The sequence below is a fragment of the Neisseria mucosa genome (assembly GCA_003028315.1).
Lineage (GTDB): Bacteria > Pseudomonadota > Gammaproteobacteria > Burkholderiales > Neisseriaceae > Neisseria > Neisseria mucosa.
The window spans coordinates 539,674-559,026 of sequence record CP028150.1 but is presented as its reverse complement, the minus strand read 5'-3'; the positions used below and the strand labels follow the sequence as shown (position 1 = coordinate 559,026).

Genomic DNA, 19,353 nt, shown 5'->3' with positions numbered 1-19,353 from the left:
GGGCTTATGATAAAATTCATATAATTTGAATTTTATCATAACATGATTTTACATTGAAACAGTGTCATCTCTATTTCATGGCAACCATCTCGTCGGTCCGATTGCCTCTAAGCCGAATGAATGATATGTTTACACAGTAACCGACCGAAAACTTCCAACGGCATATACCTTCTATGTCTTTCACATTCCGTTTTTTAAACCGCCTGAGCCTGTCTTCGCGCTTGAAGCTGCTGACCATATTATGGGTCGGCTCCGCCCTTTTGTCCGTCATCCTGACTTTGGTACTCTCTTGGAGGTTGCAAAATGCCGCCACCGTTATCGAAGATGCAGGCAACTTGCGGACGCAGGTTTACCGCCTTGCCTACATGGTCGGCGAACGCGCACCCAAGGCGCAAATCAACAATCAAATCCGCGAATTCGAACAAAACCTCAACCGCATCAGCCAGAGTAACGCCATACACCCGCTGATGCCCTCTGAAACACCGCCCGCCTACGACCTGATACAGACCGCGCTGATTGAAGACTGGAAAGCCAACATACAACCCGTCCTGCGTCGTTACGAACGCCCCGACCAAATCAAGCTCTACCGTTTTGCAGCCAATATCGAACTGTTTTTACAGGCGATGGAACACGCCAATGAGAAAAACACACTATGGTTGCGCCGCTTTCAAATGATTATGATGGGGATGATTTTTGCGGCGGCGGGACTAATGATTATCTGGCACTATGCATGGATTATCCGGCCTTTGGAAACACTGAGGGACGGTGTAAAGACCATCAGCCAAGGCAGGTTCGGCGTTCAGATCGACACAGACCAGATAAGCGAGTTTGCCCAAGTCAACAAAGGCTTCAACCAAATGAGCAGCCGGCTAAAGACGCTTTATACCGATTTAGAGGGGCAAGTGGCACGTCAAACTCAAGACCTAGCGCGACAAAACCGTGATCTGACGCTGCTCTATCAAACCACCCGCGATTTGCATCAAACTTTTACCCCCCAACAGGCGGCGGAAGAATTTCTCAAGCGCACCCTGCCTGCCGTCTCCGCAGAAGCAGGCAGCATCCGCCTTTGGGATAACGAACGCAAACGCACGGACATAGTGGCGTCCATCGGGCTGCCTGATGATTCGGATGAGCCAGATACTGCCCCGGATAAAACGGCACTCAAACACGCCGTTTTCCCCATCAGCTATCAAGAAGAAGAACTGGGTGTTTTAAACCTGTATTTTTCAGACGACCTTAAACCAGATAACAACGACAACGAACTGCTGCGTACATTAAGCGGACAATTAGGCGTTTCCATCGTCAACAGCCGCCTCGAGCAAGAACGCCGCCTGCTTGCCGTTTTACAGGAGCGCAACCTGATTGCCCAAGGCCTGCACGACAGCATCGCACAAGCATTGACTTTCCTAAACCTCCAAGTCCAAATGCTGGAAAGCGCATTCTATTCAAACCAAAAAGAACAAGCCGAAGAGAATATCCGCTTCATCAAAGACGGCGTGCAGGAATGTTATGAAGACGTACGCGAACTACTGCTGAACTTCCGCACCAAAATCAGTAACAAAGACTTCCCTGAAGCCGTTTCTGCCCTGCTTACCCGATTTGAAAGGCAGACCAAAATCAACGTCAGTACCGAATGGAGGGATGAAGGCGCGGCATTGAACAACGATGAGCAGTTACAGATTATCTTCATCCTCCAAGAGAGCCTGTCCAACATCCGCAAACACGCCTTGGCACGCAACGTTACCGTCAGCATTGACAACCGTCAGGACTTCACGCTGATCATCCGCGATGACGGCGTAGGTTTCGATCCCGCTCACCTGGACACGCTTTCCGGCGAACATGTCGGCATGGGCATCATGCGCGAACGCGCCCAACGTATCCACGCAGAATTAGAAGTCAGCTCCAAACCGGATGAAGGCACAACCGTTACCCTAACCCTACCCAAACACAAGAGAACATTCTCATGACCATTAAAATTATCCTGATCGACGACCACACACTCTTCCGCAGCGGCATCAAAGCCCTGCTCTCCCGTCAAAGCGACTTCGAAGTCATCGGAGAAGCCGCCGACGGTTTGTCCGGCGTCAAAATGGCGGAACAGCTCAAACCCGACGTCGTCTTACTCGACCTTGACATGCCCGTCATGAATGGTCGCGAAGCACTGGCACAAATCTTGGGCGTCAACCCGAACCAAACCGTCATCATGCTGACCGTTTCCGAAGACAGCGACGACCTGACCGAATGCATGCGCATCGGCGCACGCGGCTTTTTGCTGAAAAACATCAACGCCGACTTCCTGCTCGACAGCATCCGCAAAGCCGTGGACGGCGACAACGTCTTCTCGCCCGAAATGACCACCCGCCTCGTCCAATCCCTGATTTCCCCGTCCGCACCGCGTACCGATCAGGCACTCTCTACCCTCACCCCGCGCGAACTCGAAATCTTAGGCTACCTCGCCGCCGGACACAGTAACAAAGTCATCGCCCGTCATTTGGAATTGGCAGAATCCACCGTCAAGGTTCACGTTCAAAACCTGCTGCGAAAACTTGACCTCAGTAGCCGCGTCCAAGCCGCCGTTTATGCCGTTCAGCACAAAGTCCCGCAGCCTGAAATCAATTAAACGGCTCAAGATACCGGTACTCAAGCGGTAAAACATGAAAGGTCGTCTGAAAATGGTTTAGCAGAATTTACCCTATCCGTTTTCAGACGACCTTTCCCGTTCCAATCGGCTATGAAAAAGAGACAATCCGACGGGCATCATCTATCAAGTAGTCCGATAATCCCCCCTCGCGACGATAAAAAACAATCGCTGCTTTTAATATAAATTAAGGCCTATAAACGGCTGCTGCGTTTATAATGTGCCTGTTCAACCCTTCCACCGAGAAGACGCCATGAAAAAACTCCTTTACTTCTTTACCGCCTTTTTTGCCCTGTGTTCCAGCGCGTTCGCTGTGAACGCCGACGATTTGCTGCCGCCTGAAAAAGCGTTTGTGCCGCAAGTGAACGTTACCGACAAAGGCATCAACGTCGAATTCAAAATCGCCGACGGCTACTATATGTACCAATCGAAAATCGTTGCCGCCACCGCGCCTGAAGGCGTATTGGGCGAACCCGTTTTCAGCAAAGGTGAAGCCAAAGAAGATGAGTTTTTTGGCAAACAAACCGTGTTCCACCGCGCTGCTCAGGTCAACTGGCCTTACAAAAAATCCGCGCCGACCTACAAGCTGACGCTGACTTATCAAGGTTGTGCCGAAGCCGGCGTATGTTACCCGCCCGTGGACACGTCTTTCGAGATTAATGGCAACGGCCTGTACCAGCCGCAAAGCGACGAACCCATATCCGCTAAAGACCGCTTCCTGCAACCCGATTCCGCCAAACCATCCTCCGCCACCGCGCCTAAAGCCTCGCAAAACGATGACAACAGCCGCTTCAAATTATCGTGGGACACATTAAACGCCAACCTGTTGGCGTTTTTTACCGCAGGGGTATTCTTGAGCTTTACCGCCTGTATGTATCCGCTTTTACCGATAGTCTCCAGCATCATCGTCGGCGATAAAACCGCCGGCAAAGGCCGCGCCTTCGCGCTGTCCGTAGCGTATGTGCAAGGTTTGGCACTGACCTACACGCTGGTCGGCGTCATCGCAGGCCTGACGGGTGCACTCTTAACCGTATGGCTGCAACAGGCATGGGTCGTCCTTGCCGCCGCAGGCCTGATGGTCGTCCTTGCACTTTCCATGTTCGGACTCTTCAACATCCAACTGCCCAACGCCGTCCAATCCTATTTCCAAAACCAAAGCAGCAAACTCTCCGGCGGCAAAATCTTCTCCGTCTTCGTCATGGGCATACTCTCCGCGCTGATCGTCGGCCCCTGCGTCGCCCCGCCGCTCGGATTCGCCTTGGGCTATATCGGACAAACCGGCGATGCCGTTTTGGGCGGACTGGCGTTGTATGTCTTGGCACTCGGCACCGGCGTTCCGCTGATCCTCATCGGCACATTCGGCGGCCACGTCCTGCCCAAAGCAGGCGACTGGATGAACGGCATCAAATACGCCTTCGGCTTCATCCTGCTTGCCGTAGCCGTCTATCTCGCCACGCCGCACCTGCCCTACTACCTCGTGGTCGCGCTTTACACCCTGCTCATGATCGTCCCTGCCGTCATGTTGCTGGTTAAATCCGGCAAACAGAAAGGTCGTCTGAAAACCGCAGCCTCCGTTTTAGGCTTCCTGCTCATCATCGGCGGCGCATGGTTCGGCTGGCAAAGCGCAAACAAACAAACCACCGCCCTGCACCACTTCCTGACGCTGTCTCCCCCGTCCAAAGCAGGCACAACCACCGACCACGGCAAAATGTTCACCGACGTCGCCGAACTCAAAGCCGCCATGGACGCCGCATTGAAAGCCAACCCCGACAAACCTGTCGTTTTGGATTTCTACGCCGACTGGTGTATTTCCTGCAAAGAAATGGCAAACTACACGCTCAACCAGCCGCAAGTGCATGAAGCCGTCGATATGGAACGCTTCTTCCAAATCGACGTAACCGCCAACACGCCCGAACATCAGGCACTCTACAAAGAATACGGAATCTACGGCCCGCCGGGCATTTTCGCCATCCACGCCGACGGCAGACGCAGCGACCCCTTGCTCGGCTTCGCCAAACCGGACGAATTCATCAACTGGTACAAACAAAACGAAAAATAAAGACGAAAGGTCGTCTGAAAACCTGAAACAGGGTTTTCAGACGACCTTTTTACAAACAACCGCACTATAATCCCAACTATCTCCCTTCACAAAGGCAGCCTCATGCAAACTTGGCACGAAGCAATCGGCTCGGAAAAGTCCGAACCCTATTTCCAACACATCATCGAAACCGTCAAAAAAGAGCGCGGCATGGTGCGGATTATCTATCCGCCTGCCGAAGACGTGTTCAACGCCTTTAAAGCAACCGAATTCGGTAACGTCAAAGTCGTGATTTTGGGGCAAGACCCGTATCACGGTGCAGGACAGGCGCACGGGCTGGCGTTTTCCGTCCGCGAAGGCATCGCCGTCCCGCCCTCGTTGGTCAATATTTACAAAGAGTTGGCGGACGACATCGAAGGCTTCCGTATCCCGCAACACGGCTATCTGCAATATTGGGCGGAGCAGGGCGTTTTACTGCTCAATACCGTCCTGACCGTCCGCGCGGGACAGGCGCATTCTCATGCGACATTGGGTTGGGAGCGCTTTACCGACGAAGTGGTCAACCAAATCAACCAAAACCGCGAACACGTCGTCTTCATGCTTTGGGGCAGTCATGCGCAGAAAAAAGGCGCGTTTATCGACCGCAGCCGCCATCTCGTCCTCAGCGCGCCACACCCCTCGCCGTTGTCCGCCTATCGCGGTTTCTTCGGCTGCAAACACTTTTCCCGCGCCAATGCTTATTTGCAAGAAAAAGGCATAACGCCGATAGACTGGCAGGTATAAAAACAGGTCGTCTGAAAACGGCAGCCATAGCAAACCGGACAATCCACCCGCCGTCTGAACAAGCCTTCCTTTTTCAGACGACCCCTTCCCCAACCCCACAGGAGAACACTATGCAGGTAACGACTTCAGCCATTGTCAACGGCGAATTTGAAGACAAATACGGCAAGCGCGGCAGCCAGTTCAGTCCAAACAACATGCCGACTTACTCCATCCCCTTTGAAATCAGCGGTGCGCCCGAAGGCACGAAATCCTTTGCCGTTGTTTTGGAAGACAAAGACGCCATTACTGCCAGCGGATTTGTGTGGACACACTGGCTGATTGCTGACCTCAAGCGTACCTCCGTCGCCGAAAACGAAAGCCTGACCGCCACCGACTATACGCAAGGCGCAAACAGTTGGGCGAGCCTGTTGGGCAAGTTGGACATCGAAGAAGCCACAGGCTACGGCGGCATGTATCCGCCCAACTGCCGCCACCGCTACGAACTCATCGTTTACGCACTCGATACCGTATTAAACCTGCCGCGTGGCTTCCGCTTCAACGACCTGCATTTCGCCATGCAGGGACATATCTTGGACAGCGCAAGCGTAATGGGAACGTATGACGTATAAAGTTTAAGCAGTTTGAGACCTTTGCCAGATTTTTCAGAAAGCGCAATCTTAGAAACAGAAACGTCGTCTGAAACCTGTAACTACGTTTTTAGACGACGTTTTTATTGAATCAGCTTAGAATGAACTGACGATTTATTTCAAATAATGTTTATTTTAAATCTTTGCTTTGGAGTTTAAAAAGCAGATTCATTTCAAACTGTCGGTTCTTTTTCACGGGTCTTTATCCGATGATATTGGATGCATCCAACCATTTTGATGGATCGTCGCTATCGAATTTGGCAAATACGGTGCTACTGCTTGAACCTGCTGCACGATAAGCAAGAGTCTGCTGCTCTGTATCAAAGATGAGATAAGGATGGTCTTTTTGGAGAATGACCTCAGAGCGTGTTCATAGTCTTCGTAGCAGGACTCCCAAGAAAGCCAAAGCTACCATTTGCAGACTGGTACTCAACTTACGCTCGCAGTTTTTCCAAAGCCGCCTGTTCTTTTCCAACCAGGAAAAGCTGCGCTCTACTACCCATCGCTTCGGCAATACTGCAAAACGGTGCAATTCGTTTCGTTTGGCAATCTCTACCTGCGCACCAATCAACTCCTGTACCGACGAAGCAAATGCCTTACCCGTGTAACCACCGTCAGCAAGGATTTTTTGTATCGCACCAAGATTATCCCGCCCACGTTCCAATGCCACCAGGCAGCCTTTTCTATCCGTAACATCCGCCGTCGTTACCGCAAGGGCATGCTGCAAACCTTGCGTGTCAACCGCTATATGTCGCTTGATACCGCTAACCTTCTTGCCCGCATCGTAGCCTTTTTCCATGGCGGTATCCGTGTTCTTCACACTCTGCGCATCAATAATCAGGAAAGTAGTTGCTTCATGGCGCCCCTGCTTGCGGCGCTCCGCAACTACCTGATTTTTTTAATGCTTCCTCAAGGATGCTGATGCCACTCTCGCGTGGTTCGGTCCATCTCTGGAAGTAGGAATGCACGGTGCGCCATTTGGGGAAGTCGCCCGGCAAAGCGCGCCAGGAGCAGCCAGTGCGTTGCAGGTAGAGAATGGCACAAAAGACATCGTACAAGTCCACCTGGCGTGGCGCTGTGCGTTTACGGGCACTTTCCAGCAGGGGAAGGAGAGGCGCAAATTGCTCGCGACTGATATCGCTTGGGTAGGTTTTTCTGTTCATGCCGATAGTTTACAGCAGAGGCTGAGACAATGAACACGTTCTCAGGGTCTTTGTCAACGAACATCTTTGACCAGCTCAAATTGGCGTTGCTGCCAGTCAGCAATGAACGCATACCAGATAGGTCGAGTTTATCCGTCTCAGGGTTAAAGTCGAGCAAACGATCTATGCTGCCTTCACGAATATCTGCTGCAGTAAAGGCGACAGTGTCTCTGCCTGCACCTGTTATGATGGTGTCGCTACCCAAGCCGCCTGCAAGATAGTCATCTCCGTCTCCTCCGTTGAGGTGATCATTTCCATTGCCACCTGACAGGGTGTCGTTGCCGCCCATGCCGTACAGGAAATCGTTGCCTTCTTCACCACTCAAGCGGTTGTTGCCGCTGTTGCCTATCAGAATATTGTTAGAGTTGTTGCCAAATCCGAAGGTGTTGCCGTTGCCTTCCAGTGTCAGGTTTTCGACGTGGGTCGGTAAGGTAAAGGTTGTATCGGCGTAAACCGTGTCGTTGCCTTCATTTGCATATTCAACAATGGTGTCGCCCGCGTTCTTACTGTAATAAATATCGTCGCTCAAGCCGCCGTAGAATGTGGTATGTCCGAGACTGCCATGTAAAACGTCATCATGGGGCGTTCCTTTAAGGACGTCTGATTTATTGTTTGCTGCGCTGCGGGATAAAGAGTGCAATGTATTGGCCATGATGGCTCTCCTTGAGATCAAGTAGCCGGGAATATAAATAATTCTATCTATATGACATTAAAGAATTTTTTTCTTGTACATCTCAACGAGGATTTGATCGGCGAATGAAATGATGAGAAAGATATAATAATTTATATTATTGTTTTGTTTATTAATTTAAAATAAAAATGATATTTGATGGCACTTCAATAAAATGCCAATTGCATTTTACATCTTCAGTCAATCATGCTACTGCCGAAGCAAAATTGCAAAAAACGCTTGCTTCAGACTGGAGTCCAAAGTATAAACTGGTGTCATTTAGTAACTTTATTAATGAATTAAAAGGCAAAAATAATGGAAATTAAACAAACCAATTCAACCATCAAATCGCGTGCGGCGGTAGCATTCGCGCCAAATCAACCCTTACAAATTGTGGAAATCGATGTAGAAATGCCGCGTAAAGGCGAGGTGTTAATCCGCAATACCCACACTGGCGTGTGCCATACTGATGCATTTACATTATCAGGGAACGATCCTGAAGGCGTATTCCCTGTGGTGCTTGGACACGAAGGTGCAGGTGTAGTCGTTGCTGTGGGCGAAGGTGTGTTAAGCGTAAAACCAGGTGATCACGTCATTCCTCTTTACACCGCTGAATGTGGAGAATGTGAGTTTTGTCGTTCAGGTAAAACCAACTTATGCGTCTCAGTGCGTGATACGCAAGGTAAAGGCTTAATGCCGGACGGCACGACGCGTTTTTCTTATCAAGGTCAGCCGATCTATCACTATATGGGCTGTTCGACTTTCAGTGAATATTCTGTTGTTGCCGAAGTTTCACTGGCGAAAATCAACCCGGAAGCCAACCACGAACAAGTATGTTTGCTCGGCTGCGGTGTTACCACAGGTATTGGTGCGGTACATAACACGGCAAAAGTGCAAGAAGGCGACTCTGTGGCCGTGTTTGGCTTGGGGGCGATTGGTTTGGCTGTGGTGCAAGGTGCGCGTCAAGCCAAAGCGGGGCGCATTATCGCCATTGATACCAATTCCGCAAAATTCGAGTTGGCAAAACAGTTTGGTGCGACTGACTGCTTAAACCCGAACGATTACGATAAACCAATCAAAGATGTGTTGTTAGACATCAATAAATGGGGCATTGACCATACCTTTGAATGTATCGGCAATGTAAACGTAATGCGTCAAGCATTAGAAAGTGCACACCGTGGTTGGGGACAATCCATTATCATCGGCGTAGCAGGTGCAGGACAAGAAATTTCAACGCGTCCGTTCCAGTTGGTAACCGGTCGTGTTTGGAAAGGCACGGCATTTGGTGGTGTGAAAGGCCGCTCTGAACTTCCGAAAATGGTGGAAGATTCAATGAAAGGTGATATCCAGTTAGAACCGTTTGTGACTCACACAATGACACTTGATCAAATCAATGAAGCCTTTGAGTTAATGCACGAAGGTAAATCGATCCGCTCTGTTATTCATTACTAAGGCCCGTGATGAAACTGATTGAACAACATCAAATTTTCGGCGGTTCGCAACAAGTTTGGGCACATCATGCCCAAACGCTTCAATGCGAAATGAAATTTGCCGTCTATTTGCCGGATAATCAGAAGAATCGACCACTTGGTGTGATTTATTGGCTTTCCGGCTTAACCTGTACTGAACAAAATTTCATTACCAAATCAGGCTTTCAGCGCTATGCGGCAGAACATCAAGTGATTGTGGTTGCCCCCGATACCAGCCCTCGCGGAGAGCAAGTGCCGAACGATGCGGCTTATGATTTAGGGCAAGGTGCAGGCTTCTATCTGAATGCGACCGAGCAGCCTTGGGCGACGAATTATCAAATGTATGATTATATTTTGAACGAGTTGCCCAGTCTGATTGAGGAAAATTTTCCTACCAACGGCAAACGTTCCATTATGGGGCATTCAATGGGCGGACACGGCGCATTGGTATTGGCACTGCGAAACCGAGAACGTTATCAAAGTGTCTCTGCCTTTTCGCCCATTTTGTCGCCAAGCCTTGTGCCTTGGGGAGAAAAAGCCTTTTCTGCCTATTTAGGAAAAGATCGTGAAAAATGGCAACAATATGATGCTGGCACGCTCATTCAACAAGGCTATAAAGTGCAAGGTATGCGCATTGATCAGGGCTTGGAAGATGAGTTTTTACCAACACAATTGCGTACCGAAGATTTTATCGAAACCTGTCGTGCGGCAAATCAGCCGATCAACGTGCGCTTCCATAAAGGCTATGATCATAGCTATTACTTCATCGCCAGTTTTATTGGTGAGCATATTGCATATCATGCGGCATTTTTGAAGTAATCCAAAGAAGTGATTCGTGAATCGAATAAACGTTGAAGTGAACGTTAATTTTTCATGTTAATGAATTAAAAAGGCATCGGATTGATGCCTTTTGTTTTTATAAATGATGAAAAAGTGCTATTAAAATCAGCTATCTCCTAGAATCAGCATGAGGAGACCTTTGCAAAATCTCCTCGCTCATTCTACTTAAATATCCCCCCATTCCAATACAAACCATTGTTGAGAGGTAAAAAACGAAAAGGTCGTCTGAAAACCTGTTTTCAGACGACCTTTTGTTGTTTTCGAGAACTTTGCAAATAGCCCTTTTCACCCCCAACAGTCGAAACCCAAACACAGGTTTTCTGCTGTTTCGTTGCGGATTACAAAAAACAGTCAGGCATACCGCCCTGCCCAGTTTCGTCCTACATATTTTCCTTGCGTCAAGCCCACGCTACGCTGCCAATGCAACAGATTTATTTGATTGATTGCTGACGGTTGATGGCAACTGATTCGTCAAAAACCAAAGAAGCCGTCGATATGCCTTATCCGCAAAAAAAGCAGCCCGTTTCAGGCTGCTTTTTGCGTCATGGGATGTAACGCGTCAAATTTATACCACTTCGGCTTTGGTGATGACGACAGGTTCGGTCGGTACGTCGTCGTGGTAGCCGTGGCGTTTGGTGGCGACGCCTTCGATGGCATCGACTACATCAAAACCATCGACGACTTTGCCGAATACGGCGTAGCCCCAGTCTTGGACGACGGTTTTGCCGTACAGCTCTTTGGAACGGAAGTTCAGGAAGGCGTTGTCGGCGGTGTTGATGAAGAATTGCGCGCTGGCGGAATGCGGGTCGGAGGTGCGCGCCATGGCGATGGTGTATTTCTCGTTGGGCAGGCCGTTGGACGCTTCGTTTTGAATCGGCTCGCGTGTTTCTTTTTCGTTCATGTTCTCGTCCATGCCGCCGCCTTGAATCATGAAGCCTTTGATGACGCGGTGGAAGATTACGCCGTCGTAGAAACCGTCTTTGACGTATTGCTCGAAATTTTTGGCGGTAACGGGGGCTTTGTCGAAATCGAGTTCGATTTTGATGTCGCCTTTATTGGTGTGCAGGATAATCATGGGTTTCCTTTCGTTAAGAATCTTTTTACAAATGGTGCTGGGCGGAAAAACTTCAAGGTCGTCTGAAAAATATTCTTTCAGACGACCTTGTGGTTATGGTTTTACGGGTTTACATCAGGATGAAATAAGCCCACAGCGCAACCAATACGATACAGAGGACGTTCAGCAGCAAGCCGACGTTCATCATTTCGCGTTGCTTAATCAAGCCTGTACCGAACACAATCGCATTGGGCGGCGTGGCAACCGGCAGCATGAACGCGCAAGATGCGCCGATGCCGATGACGAATACCAAGACTTGTTCGGGCAGCCCCATTTGCGTGGCGATGCTGGCGAAAATGGGCACGAGCAGCGCGGCGGAGGCGGTGTTACTGGTGAACTCGGTCAGGAAGATGATGAAGGTGGCGACTACGAAAATCACCAGCAGCGGATGCGCGGCGGTGAAAGTGGTAGCTACCTGCTGACCCAAGGCTTCGGATGCGCCGGAAGATTGCAGCAGCGCGCTCAAGCTGATGCCGCCGCCGAAGAGCATCAACACACCCCAGTCGGTATTGCGGGCGACTTCTTTCCATTGCGCCACGCCGAATACGACGACGGCGACGGCGGCAATCAGGGCGATGACGGTATCGGGGTTGGAAATACCGAATGCTTCTTTGATTTTGGAGCTGAATACCCAAGCGACAGCAGCAGCGATGAAAATCAACAGCGCGATTACACGGTGCAGCGTCCAAGGGATAGACTCGGCTTTGACTTCGACGCGCTCGTTCAGATTGGGCTTGAGGATGACGTACATGGAGAACAGCATCAGCGGCAGAATCAACAGCATCATCGGCAGACCGAGCTTCATCCAGCCGACGAAGTCGAGATTCAGGGCTTTGGCGGCGATCATGTTCGGCGGCGAACCGACCACGGTACCCAAACCGCCGATACTGGCGCAGTAGGCGATGCCGAGCAGGACGAAGACGTAGGTTTTACGTTCTTTTTCTTGGTCGAGGTGGCTCATCATACCCATTGCCAAAGGCAGCATCATGGCGGCGGTCGCGGTATTGCTGATCCACATGGACAGGAAGGCGGTAACGGCAAACAGCATCAACACGGCGACTTTCATATTGCCGCGTGACAGGCGCAAGAGGTTGACGGCGATTTTGCGGTCGAGGCGCTGCATGTGCAGGGCGGTGGCAAGCGCGAAGCCGCCGAAGAAGATGTAAATCGTCGGATCGGCAAAGCCCGCCATCGCTTTTTTGATGTCCATATCGGGGAAGCCGAGTACGACGGCGAGAATCGGCACCATCAATGCGGTTACCGTGATGTGGACGGCTTCGGTGAACCAAAGCGCGGCAACGAAAATCAACAGCGCAATGCCTTTGTTGGCATCGGTGCTGTAGGGCAGGATGCTGTAAATGCCGAAACAGACAACGGCGGAAATGATGGTGGTCAGCAGGCCTTTAAAGTCGGTGATCGGCTTTTGCGCACTGAGCAGCTCGACATTCTCAGGATGCTGGGTTTTGTCCTTTGCATGTAAGTCCATGGAGTATTCCTCTGAAACATAACGTGAAATCGCTAAAACCGCTGATGCCTAGGCTCATCGCCTGACATTGCTTTTTTATTGATTCCACTGAATCGGTTTTTCTTGTTTCCCGCAGCGGGTTGTTCGCAGGCTTTGGATTTCAGGCAAACAAAGCCGTGCGGCATGGCAATGAGTATATTTGTAATCGGGTGTAGTGTAAATATAATGTTAACAATCGGGCGCGGTTTTTTACGAAAACGGATTGATGGGAAACTAAAAATATCTTTTTGTTGATTTTCAGACGACCTCCTTTGTAGTTAAAGCGTTAAGGTCGTCTGAAAACCCTAATTCATACCGTTATCGTGATATGATGCCGCATCCTTAACCGACGTCATGACGTCAATGAAAAAAATATTCAAAATCCTCCTGAAAGCCCTGTTGGCATTTATCATCGCCGCCATCCTTTACTTTGCCGCCGCCTACATACTTGGTAAGATTCCGCAGGACAGCACTGAAGCCTCTGACGGCGGCGTAACCCTTTATCTGCACAGCAACGGCGTACACGCCGACGTCGTCATGCCGCTTTCAGACGACCTTTTCGACTGGACCAGCATCATCAATCCTGCCGACAGCCCCGCAGGGCAAGGCGATGCGCCCATCCGCTACGTCGGCATAGGCTGGGGCGAGCGCAATTTCTATTTGAACACGCCGCAGTGGTCGGATTTGACCGCCTCTACGGCAGTACAGGCGTTAAGCGGGGTCAACAGCACGCTGATTCACGCCATCTACTACCGCGAGCCGCCGCGCGAAGGCGAAAATACCGTCAAATTCACCGTCAGCCGCGAACAATACCGCCGCCTGAGTGCCAACCTGATGCGCCATTTCAAGTTGAAAGCGGGCAAAGCCATCCCTGTCGCCGGCGCGCATTACAGCGCTGACGACGCATTCTACGAGGCAGAAGGACGCTACCATCTTTTCAATACGTGCAACAGCTGGCTCAACCGCCGCCTGACCGAAAGCGGTATCAACGGCGTTGTCTGGACACCATTCCCCGATCCGCTGCTCGACAGCCATCGTACCAATACAGCAGAAAACCCATGAAAACCCTGACCATCCGCCATCTCACGCTCGGCAGCGGGCAACCGAAAATCGCCGTTCCCTTGGTTGCCCGAGACGAAGCAGCCTTATCCGCTGCCCTGAAAAACCTCGAACACGCCTGTTTCGATATTATCGAGTTCAGAGCCGACTATTTCGACCAAGCGGGTAACCCCGAGTACCTGCTCGCCCAAGCCGAAGCCGTACGCCGCGCCTTTCCAGAAACCCCGCTGCTGTTTACCTTCCGACGCGCAGAGGAAGGCGGCGAATACCCTTGCAGCAAAGCGTATTATTTCGAGTTGCTCGATAAAGCTGCCGCTTCAGGCATTATCGACATCATAGACATCGAACTTTCCGCCGGCGAGAGCGAAGTCCGCCAAGCGGTTGCCGCCGCCAAAGCGAACGACACCGCTGTACTGATGAGCAACCACGATTTCCATCAAACACCCGCCAAATCGGACATCACAGGTCGTCTGAAAAAAATGGAAGAGGCAGGCGCGGACATCTGCAAAATTGCCGTGATGCCCCAAAGCCCCGCCGATGTCCTGACGCTTTTGGACGCCACTTGGGAAGCCCGTCAAACCGCAAACCGCCCGATTGTTACCATCTCCATGGGCAAGCTCGGACTCGTCAGCCGCATCGCAGGCTCGACCTTCGGCTCCGCCATCACATTCGGCACGGCAGGCACCGCCTCCGCCCCCGGCCAGCTCGATTCCGCCAATCTGAAAAACATCTTGGATGTTTTGGAAAACGGCAACACCGCCGGATAACAATAAATACAAAAAAACAAAAGGTCGTCTGAAACAGCGTTCAGACGACCTCGTTTTCTTTGTTTCAACAATTTGGCGAGCAAATCTCCTGAACGACGAATTGGTTTCAGACGACTTTTACAGCGGATTGGCTTATAACCATCCAAATAAACCGCACCCTCCACTACCCCGCCCTACCCAAACTCAAACCAAACAAAACGTCGTCTGAAAACAGGCATAGCGTATTTCGCAAAACCGTTTTCAGACGACGTTTTCTCCGAATCCATCTTTTTATCTTCTCTCCTGCCTGCGTATCAGCCACACCGCGAGCAGTGCGAAGGCTATGGTGGGCAGTGCGCCGGCGAGGAAAGGGGGGACGCCGTAGAGTTGGCTGGTAAAGCCGAAGAGCCGTCCGGCGAAGTGGAACAGCAAGCCGAGGCAGATGCCGCCGAAGAGTTTCAAGCCCATATTGCCGTGGCGGGTGGTTTGCGGGGTGAAGGCGAAGGCGACGAGTGCCATGACCCAGGCGGCGACGGGGTAAACCAATTTGCGCCACCAGGCGATGGCGTAGATCTGGGTGTTTTGGTTGTTGTTTTCGAGGTGGCTGATGTAGGTGGTCAGTTCGCCGACCGACATTTGGTCGGGTTTGACAAGCAATACGTCCATCAGGTTGCGCTTGACGGCGATCGGCCAGTTTTCTTCGTTTGCGGTCGAGGTTTCGACTTTGTCTTCGCTAAGTGTGCTGCGGCGGATGTTTTTCAACTGCCAACTGCCGTCGTTGTTTAAAACGGCGGATTCGGCTTCCGTTGCCTGCGTCAGCTCGTTTTTGTCGTTGCGCACCCAAATTTTAATGCCCAGCAGGGTATGGTCGGGCAGCATTTCGCGCACGTTGATGATGCTGTTTTTTTCTTTGAGCCAAAGCCCCGTATTGCCGGTGCTGATTTTGCCGTTGATGGCGGCGGATTTGATGTTTTCGGCTTTTTGGCTGAGGGTGGGGGCAATCCATTCGCCGAGCGTGGCGGTGGCGAGGGCGAAAATCAGTCCGAACTGCGACAGGATCAGCAGCAGTTTTTTGGTGCTCATACCGCTTGCTTTGATGACGGTCAGTTCGCTGCCGGCAGCAAGCTGGCTGAGGGAGACGAGTCCGCCGATGAGGACGGCGAGGGGCATGAGTTCGTAGGCGCGCGCGGGCATCTGCATGAGGACGTATTGCGCCATGGTTGCGCCGTTATAGCTGCCTTTGCCCAAGTCGCCGACTTCGTTGATGATCTCGAAAAAGCTGTACAGGGCGAGGAAGGCCAGGAGGGCGTAAACCGCCATAACCGCCATTTGGCGGATGATGTAACGTGAAATCAGGTTCATTTTCCGCCTTTCAATGTCAGACTTTTGCCAACCGCCCGCCAGAAGGGCTGGCTGGGCATGCTGCGGACGCGCAGGAGTACGACGGCGATGGCGAACATGATGATGTGCATGGGCAGCAGTCCGAGCCAGAAATGGATTTTGCCGTCTTCCACGGCATTGCGCAGGAAGGTCAGTCCGTTTTGGTAAATCAGGAAAAGCCCGATGGCGACGAGGATGTTGTAGGTGTGGCCGCTGCGCGGGTTGAAATAGGAAAGCGGTACGGCAAGCAGGCAGAGCAGGAGGACGCTGACGGTCAGCGAGATACGCCACATCAATTCCGCCTGATGTTGCGGGTTGCTGCTGCCGATGAGCTGCGATGTCGGGATGGTGCGGCGGTGGGAAACGGGGTCGATGAGTTTGGGCGTGGTGCTGATAATCAGGCTGAGGTTTTGAAAGGAAACGCGGTTGTAGTCGGCTTTGCCGGGCGTGCCGCTGTAACGGTAGCCGTTGCGCAGGTCGAGCGTGCGCTTGTTGTCGTTCAGCGAGAAATTACCTTCTTTGGCGAAGATAATGTTGTCGTTGCCGTTTTTATCCTGTTCGCGCAGGAACAGATTTTTCATGATGCCTGATTCGGTATCGAAGGTTTCGACGAAGTAAACCCTGCCGTTGCGCTTGCCCAGGCTGTTGAACTCGCCTGCTTCCACCATGGATAATTCTTGCTTCTGCTTGAGGATTTCGGCGTATTCGCGGCTGCGCAGTTCTGCCCACGGCATGACCCAAAGCTGCATGACGGCAATCAGGATGGCAAACGGTACGGCAAACTGCATGACGGGGCGTATCCATTGCCTCAACGCCAGCCCGCAGGAGAGCCAGACCGACATTTCGCTGTCGCGCCAGTAGCGGGTCAACACGGTCAGCGTGCTGATAAACGCGGTCAAAACCAGCAAAAGCGGCGTCATGCCGATGACCCAGAAGCCGACCAATGCCAACACGGCATCGATGGCGACGCGCCCGTCGGCGGCACGGCCGAGCAGGTTGATTGCCTGCGTGGAGACCAACACTGCCAAGAGGACGACGAAAATGCCGACGGCGGTAAAAGAGAGTTCTTTGATGAAGTTTCTTTGATAAATCATAGAATCGCGGCTAGGAGCGGTAGCGGTTCGGCGCAGGCGGATTGTCTGCGCAAGGTTTCAGACGACCTCTCAAATGGAGTACAATCTTTCCAACCGTTTTCAGACGACCCCTTGATGCAAAGGGTCGTCTGAAACTACCCGAAACCATCTCAATCAGGAGAATAAACGTGGAATTTAGCACAAAAGCCGGAACCTTGCAGCCGCAACAGGCAGGCGCGCAGTTATTTGTCTGCACCGAAACCGCACAATTAAACCACCCGACCGCCCTTGCCCTTTTGTCTTCGCTTGAAGAAGGTCAAACTTTTGCCGACACCAAAATCCCGACGGACAACGGTTTGCAGGTAGTCGCCGTCGTCCGCCTCGAAAAAACCGACCGCGCCGCGCTGAACAAGGCCGCTGCCGAAGCCGCCAAATGGGCGCAAAATCAGGAAACGGTTAATACGGACATCCATGCCTTCGATGAAGCGCAAGCCGCCGCCGTTGCCGAAGCCTTTGCCATCGCGTTCGGTAACGCCGCCTACCGTTTCGACCGCTACAAAAAAGAAGCCAAGCCCGCCAAGTTCTCGCAAGCCGTGTTCCACACCGCACACGAAGCCGCCGTCAAAGAAGCCCTGCGCGTCGCCGAAGCGCAGGTTTACGGACAAAGCCTCTGCCGCGACTTGGGCAATGCCGCGCCCAACGAATGCACGCCCGAATTTTTAGCGCGCACCGCCAAAGCCGAAGCCGAAAAACTGGGCGCACACGCCAAAATCATCGAAAAAGACTATATCAAAGAAAACATGGGTTCGTTCTGGTCGGTCGCCAAAGGCAGCGTGGAAGATCCCTATCTGATTGAATTGAGCTACTTCGGCGCGGCCGACAAAGAAGCCGCCCCCGTCGTCTTGGTCGGTAAAGGCATTACCTTCGACACCGGCGGCATCTCCCTCAAACCCGGTCTGAACATGGACGAAATGAAGTTTGACATGTGCGGCGCGGCAACCGTCATCAGCACCTTCTGCGCCGCCGTCAAACTGCAACTGCCGATTAACCTCGTCGCCGTCGTCGCCACCTGCGAAAACATGCCTTCCGGCGCGGCAAACAAACCGGGCGACGTCGTGAAAAGCATGAAAGGCCTAACGATTGAAGTGTTGAACACCGATGCCGAAGGCCGTCTGATTTTGTGCGACGCGCTTACTTACGCCGAGCAGTTCAAACCCAAAGCCGTCATCGACGTCGCCACCCTGACCGGCGCGTGTATCATCGCCTTGGGACATGACGTCAGCGGCGTGATGGGCAACAACCAGGATTTGGTCGACAGCCTGCTTGCCGCCTCCCGCAACGTGGACGACAAAGCATGGCAGCTGCCGCTCTTTGAAACCTACAAAGACCAGCTCAAATCCAACTTCGCCGACATCCCCAACATCGGCACGCCCGGCGCAGGCACGATTACCGCCGCCACCTTCCTGTCTTACTTCACCGAAGACTACCCGTGGGCGCACCTCGACATCGCGGGTACGGCATGGAAATCCGGCAGCGAAAAAGGCGCGACCGGCCGCCCCGTTCCCTTGTTGCTGAACTATCTGCGCAACGTGAAATAAGCCTTGACGCCTGCGGGGGAAAAGCCATCGCCTCCGTAGGTCGTCTGAAAACGGAACGCATCAACTAATGCAGGCTGTTCGAAAACATATCGGGTTTGGTAACCCCATTATGCAGCGTTGTTGTTCATTGTCCAGCAGTCGGTAATCTTACCGTCTTTGATTTTCAGAAAATCCGTACCGACTTTGACGGCGGTTTGGTTACCGAGCGTAGCGGTTACACGCCAATATGCAGAAATTGTGTCTCCGTCGCGGAACGGACCGAGTACGATTTCATAATGCAAATCTGCTTTAGCACGAATGGTAGCTATCCAAGCCTTTGCACTGGCTATGTCAGTTACGGGCGCGGGTGGTGGAGTGGAATCAGCGGTCAGATGTGCTTTGAAGTTGTTTGACAGCAGTTCATCGGCAATGTTGAGATTGCCATTCCACATCTGTGTCCATGCAGTATAGATTTTTTGTGTTTCGGTCATGTTTTTGTCTCTTAACGATGTTGGGGTAATAAGGAAAATCCTGTGCTGAAAAGCTGGGAAATGATGCTATGCAATCTTACCTGTCGTCAATATTGATACGTAAACTGTCTGAATGCAGCCTGCGCTTTATCTGCCCCAAAAAA

At 51.8% G+C, this 19,353-nt stretch carries 17 protein-coding genes and 2 pseudogenes; 11 read left to right on the top strand and 8 right to left on the bottom strand.

What is annotated here, in order from left to right; translation table 11 throughout:
* The first annotated feature begins 173 nt into the window (after nt 1–173).
* The 5 genes from NM96_02820 to NM96_02800 all read left to right on the top strand — a co-directional run bounded on the left by NM96_02820 (nt 174) and on the right by NM96_02800 (nt 6,067).
* The gene (locus NM96_02820; protein AVR78433.1) at nt 174–1,967 is read left to right on the top strand and encodes a HAMP domain-containing protein; all 1,794 of its coding nucleotides are present in this window, start codon (nt 174–176) and stop codon (nt 1,965–1,967) included.
* Nucleotides 1,964–2,620, top strand: a complete 657-nt coding sequence (locus NM96_02815) for a DNA-binding response regulator (protein ID AVR78432.1) — start codon at nt 1,964–1,966, stop codon at nt 2,618–2,620. Before NM96_02820 ends, NM96_02815 begins: the two co-directional genes overlap by 4 nt.
* Before the next feature lie 271 nt (nt 2,621–2,891).
* On the top strand, nt 2,892–4,697 hold the full coding sequence (locus tag NM96_02810; GenBank protein ID AVR78431.1) for a protein-disulfide reductase DsbD: 1,806 nt from the start codon (nt 2,892–2,894) through the stop codon (nt 4,695–4,697).
* Nucleotides 4,698–4,799: 102 nt separating this feature from the next.
* Nucleotides 4,800–5,459, top strand: coding sequence for a uracil-DNA glycosylase (locus NM96_02805; GenBank protein ID AVR78430.1), 660 nt, complete (start codon nt 4,800–4,802; stop codon nt 5,457–5,459).
* A 110-nt stretch (nt 5,460–5,569) separates the two neighbouring features.
* Nucleotides 5,570–6,067, top strand: a complete 498-nt coding sequence (locus NM96_02800; protein ID AVR78429.1) for a YbhB/YbcL family Raf kinase inhibitor-like protein — start codon at nt 5,570–5,572, stop codon at nt 6,065–6,067.
* Between the two features lie 220 nt (nt 6,068–6,287).
* On the opposite strand, the pseudogene NM96_02795 reads toward NM96_02800, so the two are convergent.
* The 3 genes and pseudogenes from NM96_02795 to NM96_02785 form a co-directional block, all read right to left on the bottom strand.
* Nucleotides 6,288–6,419, bottom strand: a pseudogene (locus NM96_02795) (outer membrane secretion protein).
* A 36-nt stretch (nt 6,420–6,455) separates the two neighbouring features.
* Nucleotides 6,456–7,248 (bottom strand): IS5/IS1182 family transposase gene (locus tag NM96_02790; protein ID AVR78428.1). Its coding sequence is split into 2 segments (ribosomal slippage): nt 6,456–6,984 and nt 6,983–7,248, totalling 795 coding nucleotides; the frame shifts between segments, so codons are not numbered across the junction.
* A gap of 40 nt (nt 7,249–7,288) precedes the next feature.
* A pseudogene (locus tag NM96_02785) lies at nt 7,289–7,939 on the bottom strand (outer membrane secretion protein).
* Nucleotides 7,940–8,272: 333 nt separating this feature from the next.
* Between NM96_02785 and NM96_02780 the strand changes: the two are divergent.
* Nucleotides 8,273–9,409, top strand: coding sequence for an S-(hydroxymethyl)glutathione dehydrogenase/class III alcohol dehydrogenase (locus NM96_02780; GenBank protein ID AVR78427.1), 1,137 nt, complete (start codon nt 8,273–8,275; stop codon nt 9,407–9,409).
* An 8-nt stretch (nt 9,410–9,417) separates the two neighbouring features.
* The gene (gene fghA / locus NM96_02775) at nt 9,418–10,245 is read left to right on the top strand and encodes an S-formylglutathione hydrolase (GenBank protein AVR78426.1); all 828 of its coding nucleotides are present in this window, start codon (nt 9,418–9,420) and stop codon (nt 10,243–10,245) included.
* A 586-nt stretch (nt 10,246–10,831) separates the two neighbouring features.
* Here fghA and NM96_02770 read toward each other — a convergent pair.
* Together NM96_02770 and NM96_02765 are read right to left on the bottom strand one after the other, a co-directional pair.
* Entirely contained in the window at nt 10,832–11,341 is a 510-nt protein-coding gene (locus tag NM96_02770; GenBank protein AVR78425.1) for a peptidylprolyl isomerase, read from the bottom strand.
* A 109-nt stretch (nt 11,342–11,450) separates the two neighbouring features.
* Nucleotides 11,451–12,866: an SLC13 family permease gene (locus NM96_02765; protein AVR78424.1), complete on the bottom strand. Its 1,416-nt coding sequence runs from the start codon at nt 12,864–12,866 to the stop codon at nt 11,451–11,453.
* A gap of 381 nt (nt 12,867–13,247) precedes the next feature.
* Here NM96_02765 and NM96_02760 point away from each other — a divergent pair, with 381 nt between their 5' ends.
* The 3 genes from NM96_02760 to NM96_02750 are packed head-to-tail and all read left to right on the top strand — an operon-like array spanning nt 13,248 to nt 14,918.
* Nucleotides 13,248–13,946 carry a TIGR02117 family protein gene (locus tag NM96_02760; GenBank protein AVR78423.1) on the top strand — a complete coding sequence of 233 codons (699 nt, stop codon included), beginning with the start codon at nt 13,248–13,250 and terminating at the stop codon, nt 13,944–13,946.
* Nucleotides 13,943–14,710 carry a type I 3-dehydroquinate dehydratase gene (locus tag NM96_02755; protein ID AVR78422.1) on the top strand — a complete coding sequence of 256 codons (768 nt, stop codon included), beginning with the start codon at nt 13,943–13,945 and terminating at the stop codon, nt 14,708–14,710. The genes NM96_02760 and NM96_02755 overlap by 4 nt, the downstream gene beginning before the upstream one ends.
* Complete coding sequence (locus NM96_02750) at nt 14,679–14,918, top strand: hypothetical protein (GenBank protein ID AVR78421.1); 240 nt, start codon at nt 14,679–14,681, stop codon at nt 14,916–14,918. The genes NM96_02755 and NM96_02750 overlap by 32 nt, the downstream gene beginning before the upstream one ends.
* A gap of 62 nt (nt 14,919–14,980) precedes the next feature.
* Here the strand turns inward: NM96_02750 and lptG are convergent, their stop codons facing one another.
* Nucleotides 14,981–16,051, bottom strand: coding sequence for an LPS export ABC transporter permease LptG (gene lptG / locus NM96_02745; protein ID AVR78420.1), 1,071 nt, complete (start codon nt 16,049–16,051; stop codon nt 14,981–14,983).
* Entirely contained in the window at nt 16,048–17,163 is a 1,116-nt protein-coding gene (gene lptF / locus NM96_02740; protein AVR78419.1) for an LPS export ABC transporter permease LptF, read from the bottom strand. Before lptF ends, lptG begins: the two co-directional genes overlap by 4 nt.
* A 167-nt stretch (nt 17,164–17,330) precedes the next feature.
* On the opposite strand from lptF, the gene NM96_02735 reads away from it, so the two are divergent.
* Nucleotides 17,331–18,740 (top strand): leucyl aminopeptidase, encoded by a 1,410-nt coding sequence (locus NM96_02735; protein ID AVR78418.1) that lies wholly within the window; start codon nt 17,331–17,333, stop codon nt 18,738–18,740.
* Nucleotides 18,741–18,847: 107 nt separating this feature from the next.
* Here NM96_02735 and NM96_02730 read toward each other — a convergent pair whose 3' ends face one another.
* Complete coding sequence (locus NM96_02730) at nt 18,848–19,210, bottom strand: hypothetical protein (protein ID AVR78417.1); 363 nt, start codon at nt 19,208–19,210, stop codon at nt 18,848–18,850.
* Nucleotides 19,211–19,353 lie beyond the last annotated feature (143 nt).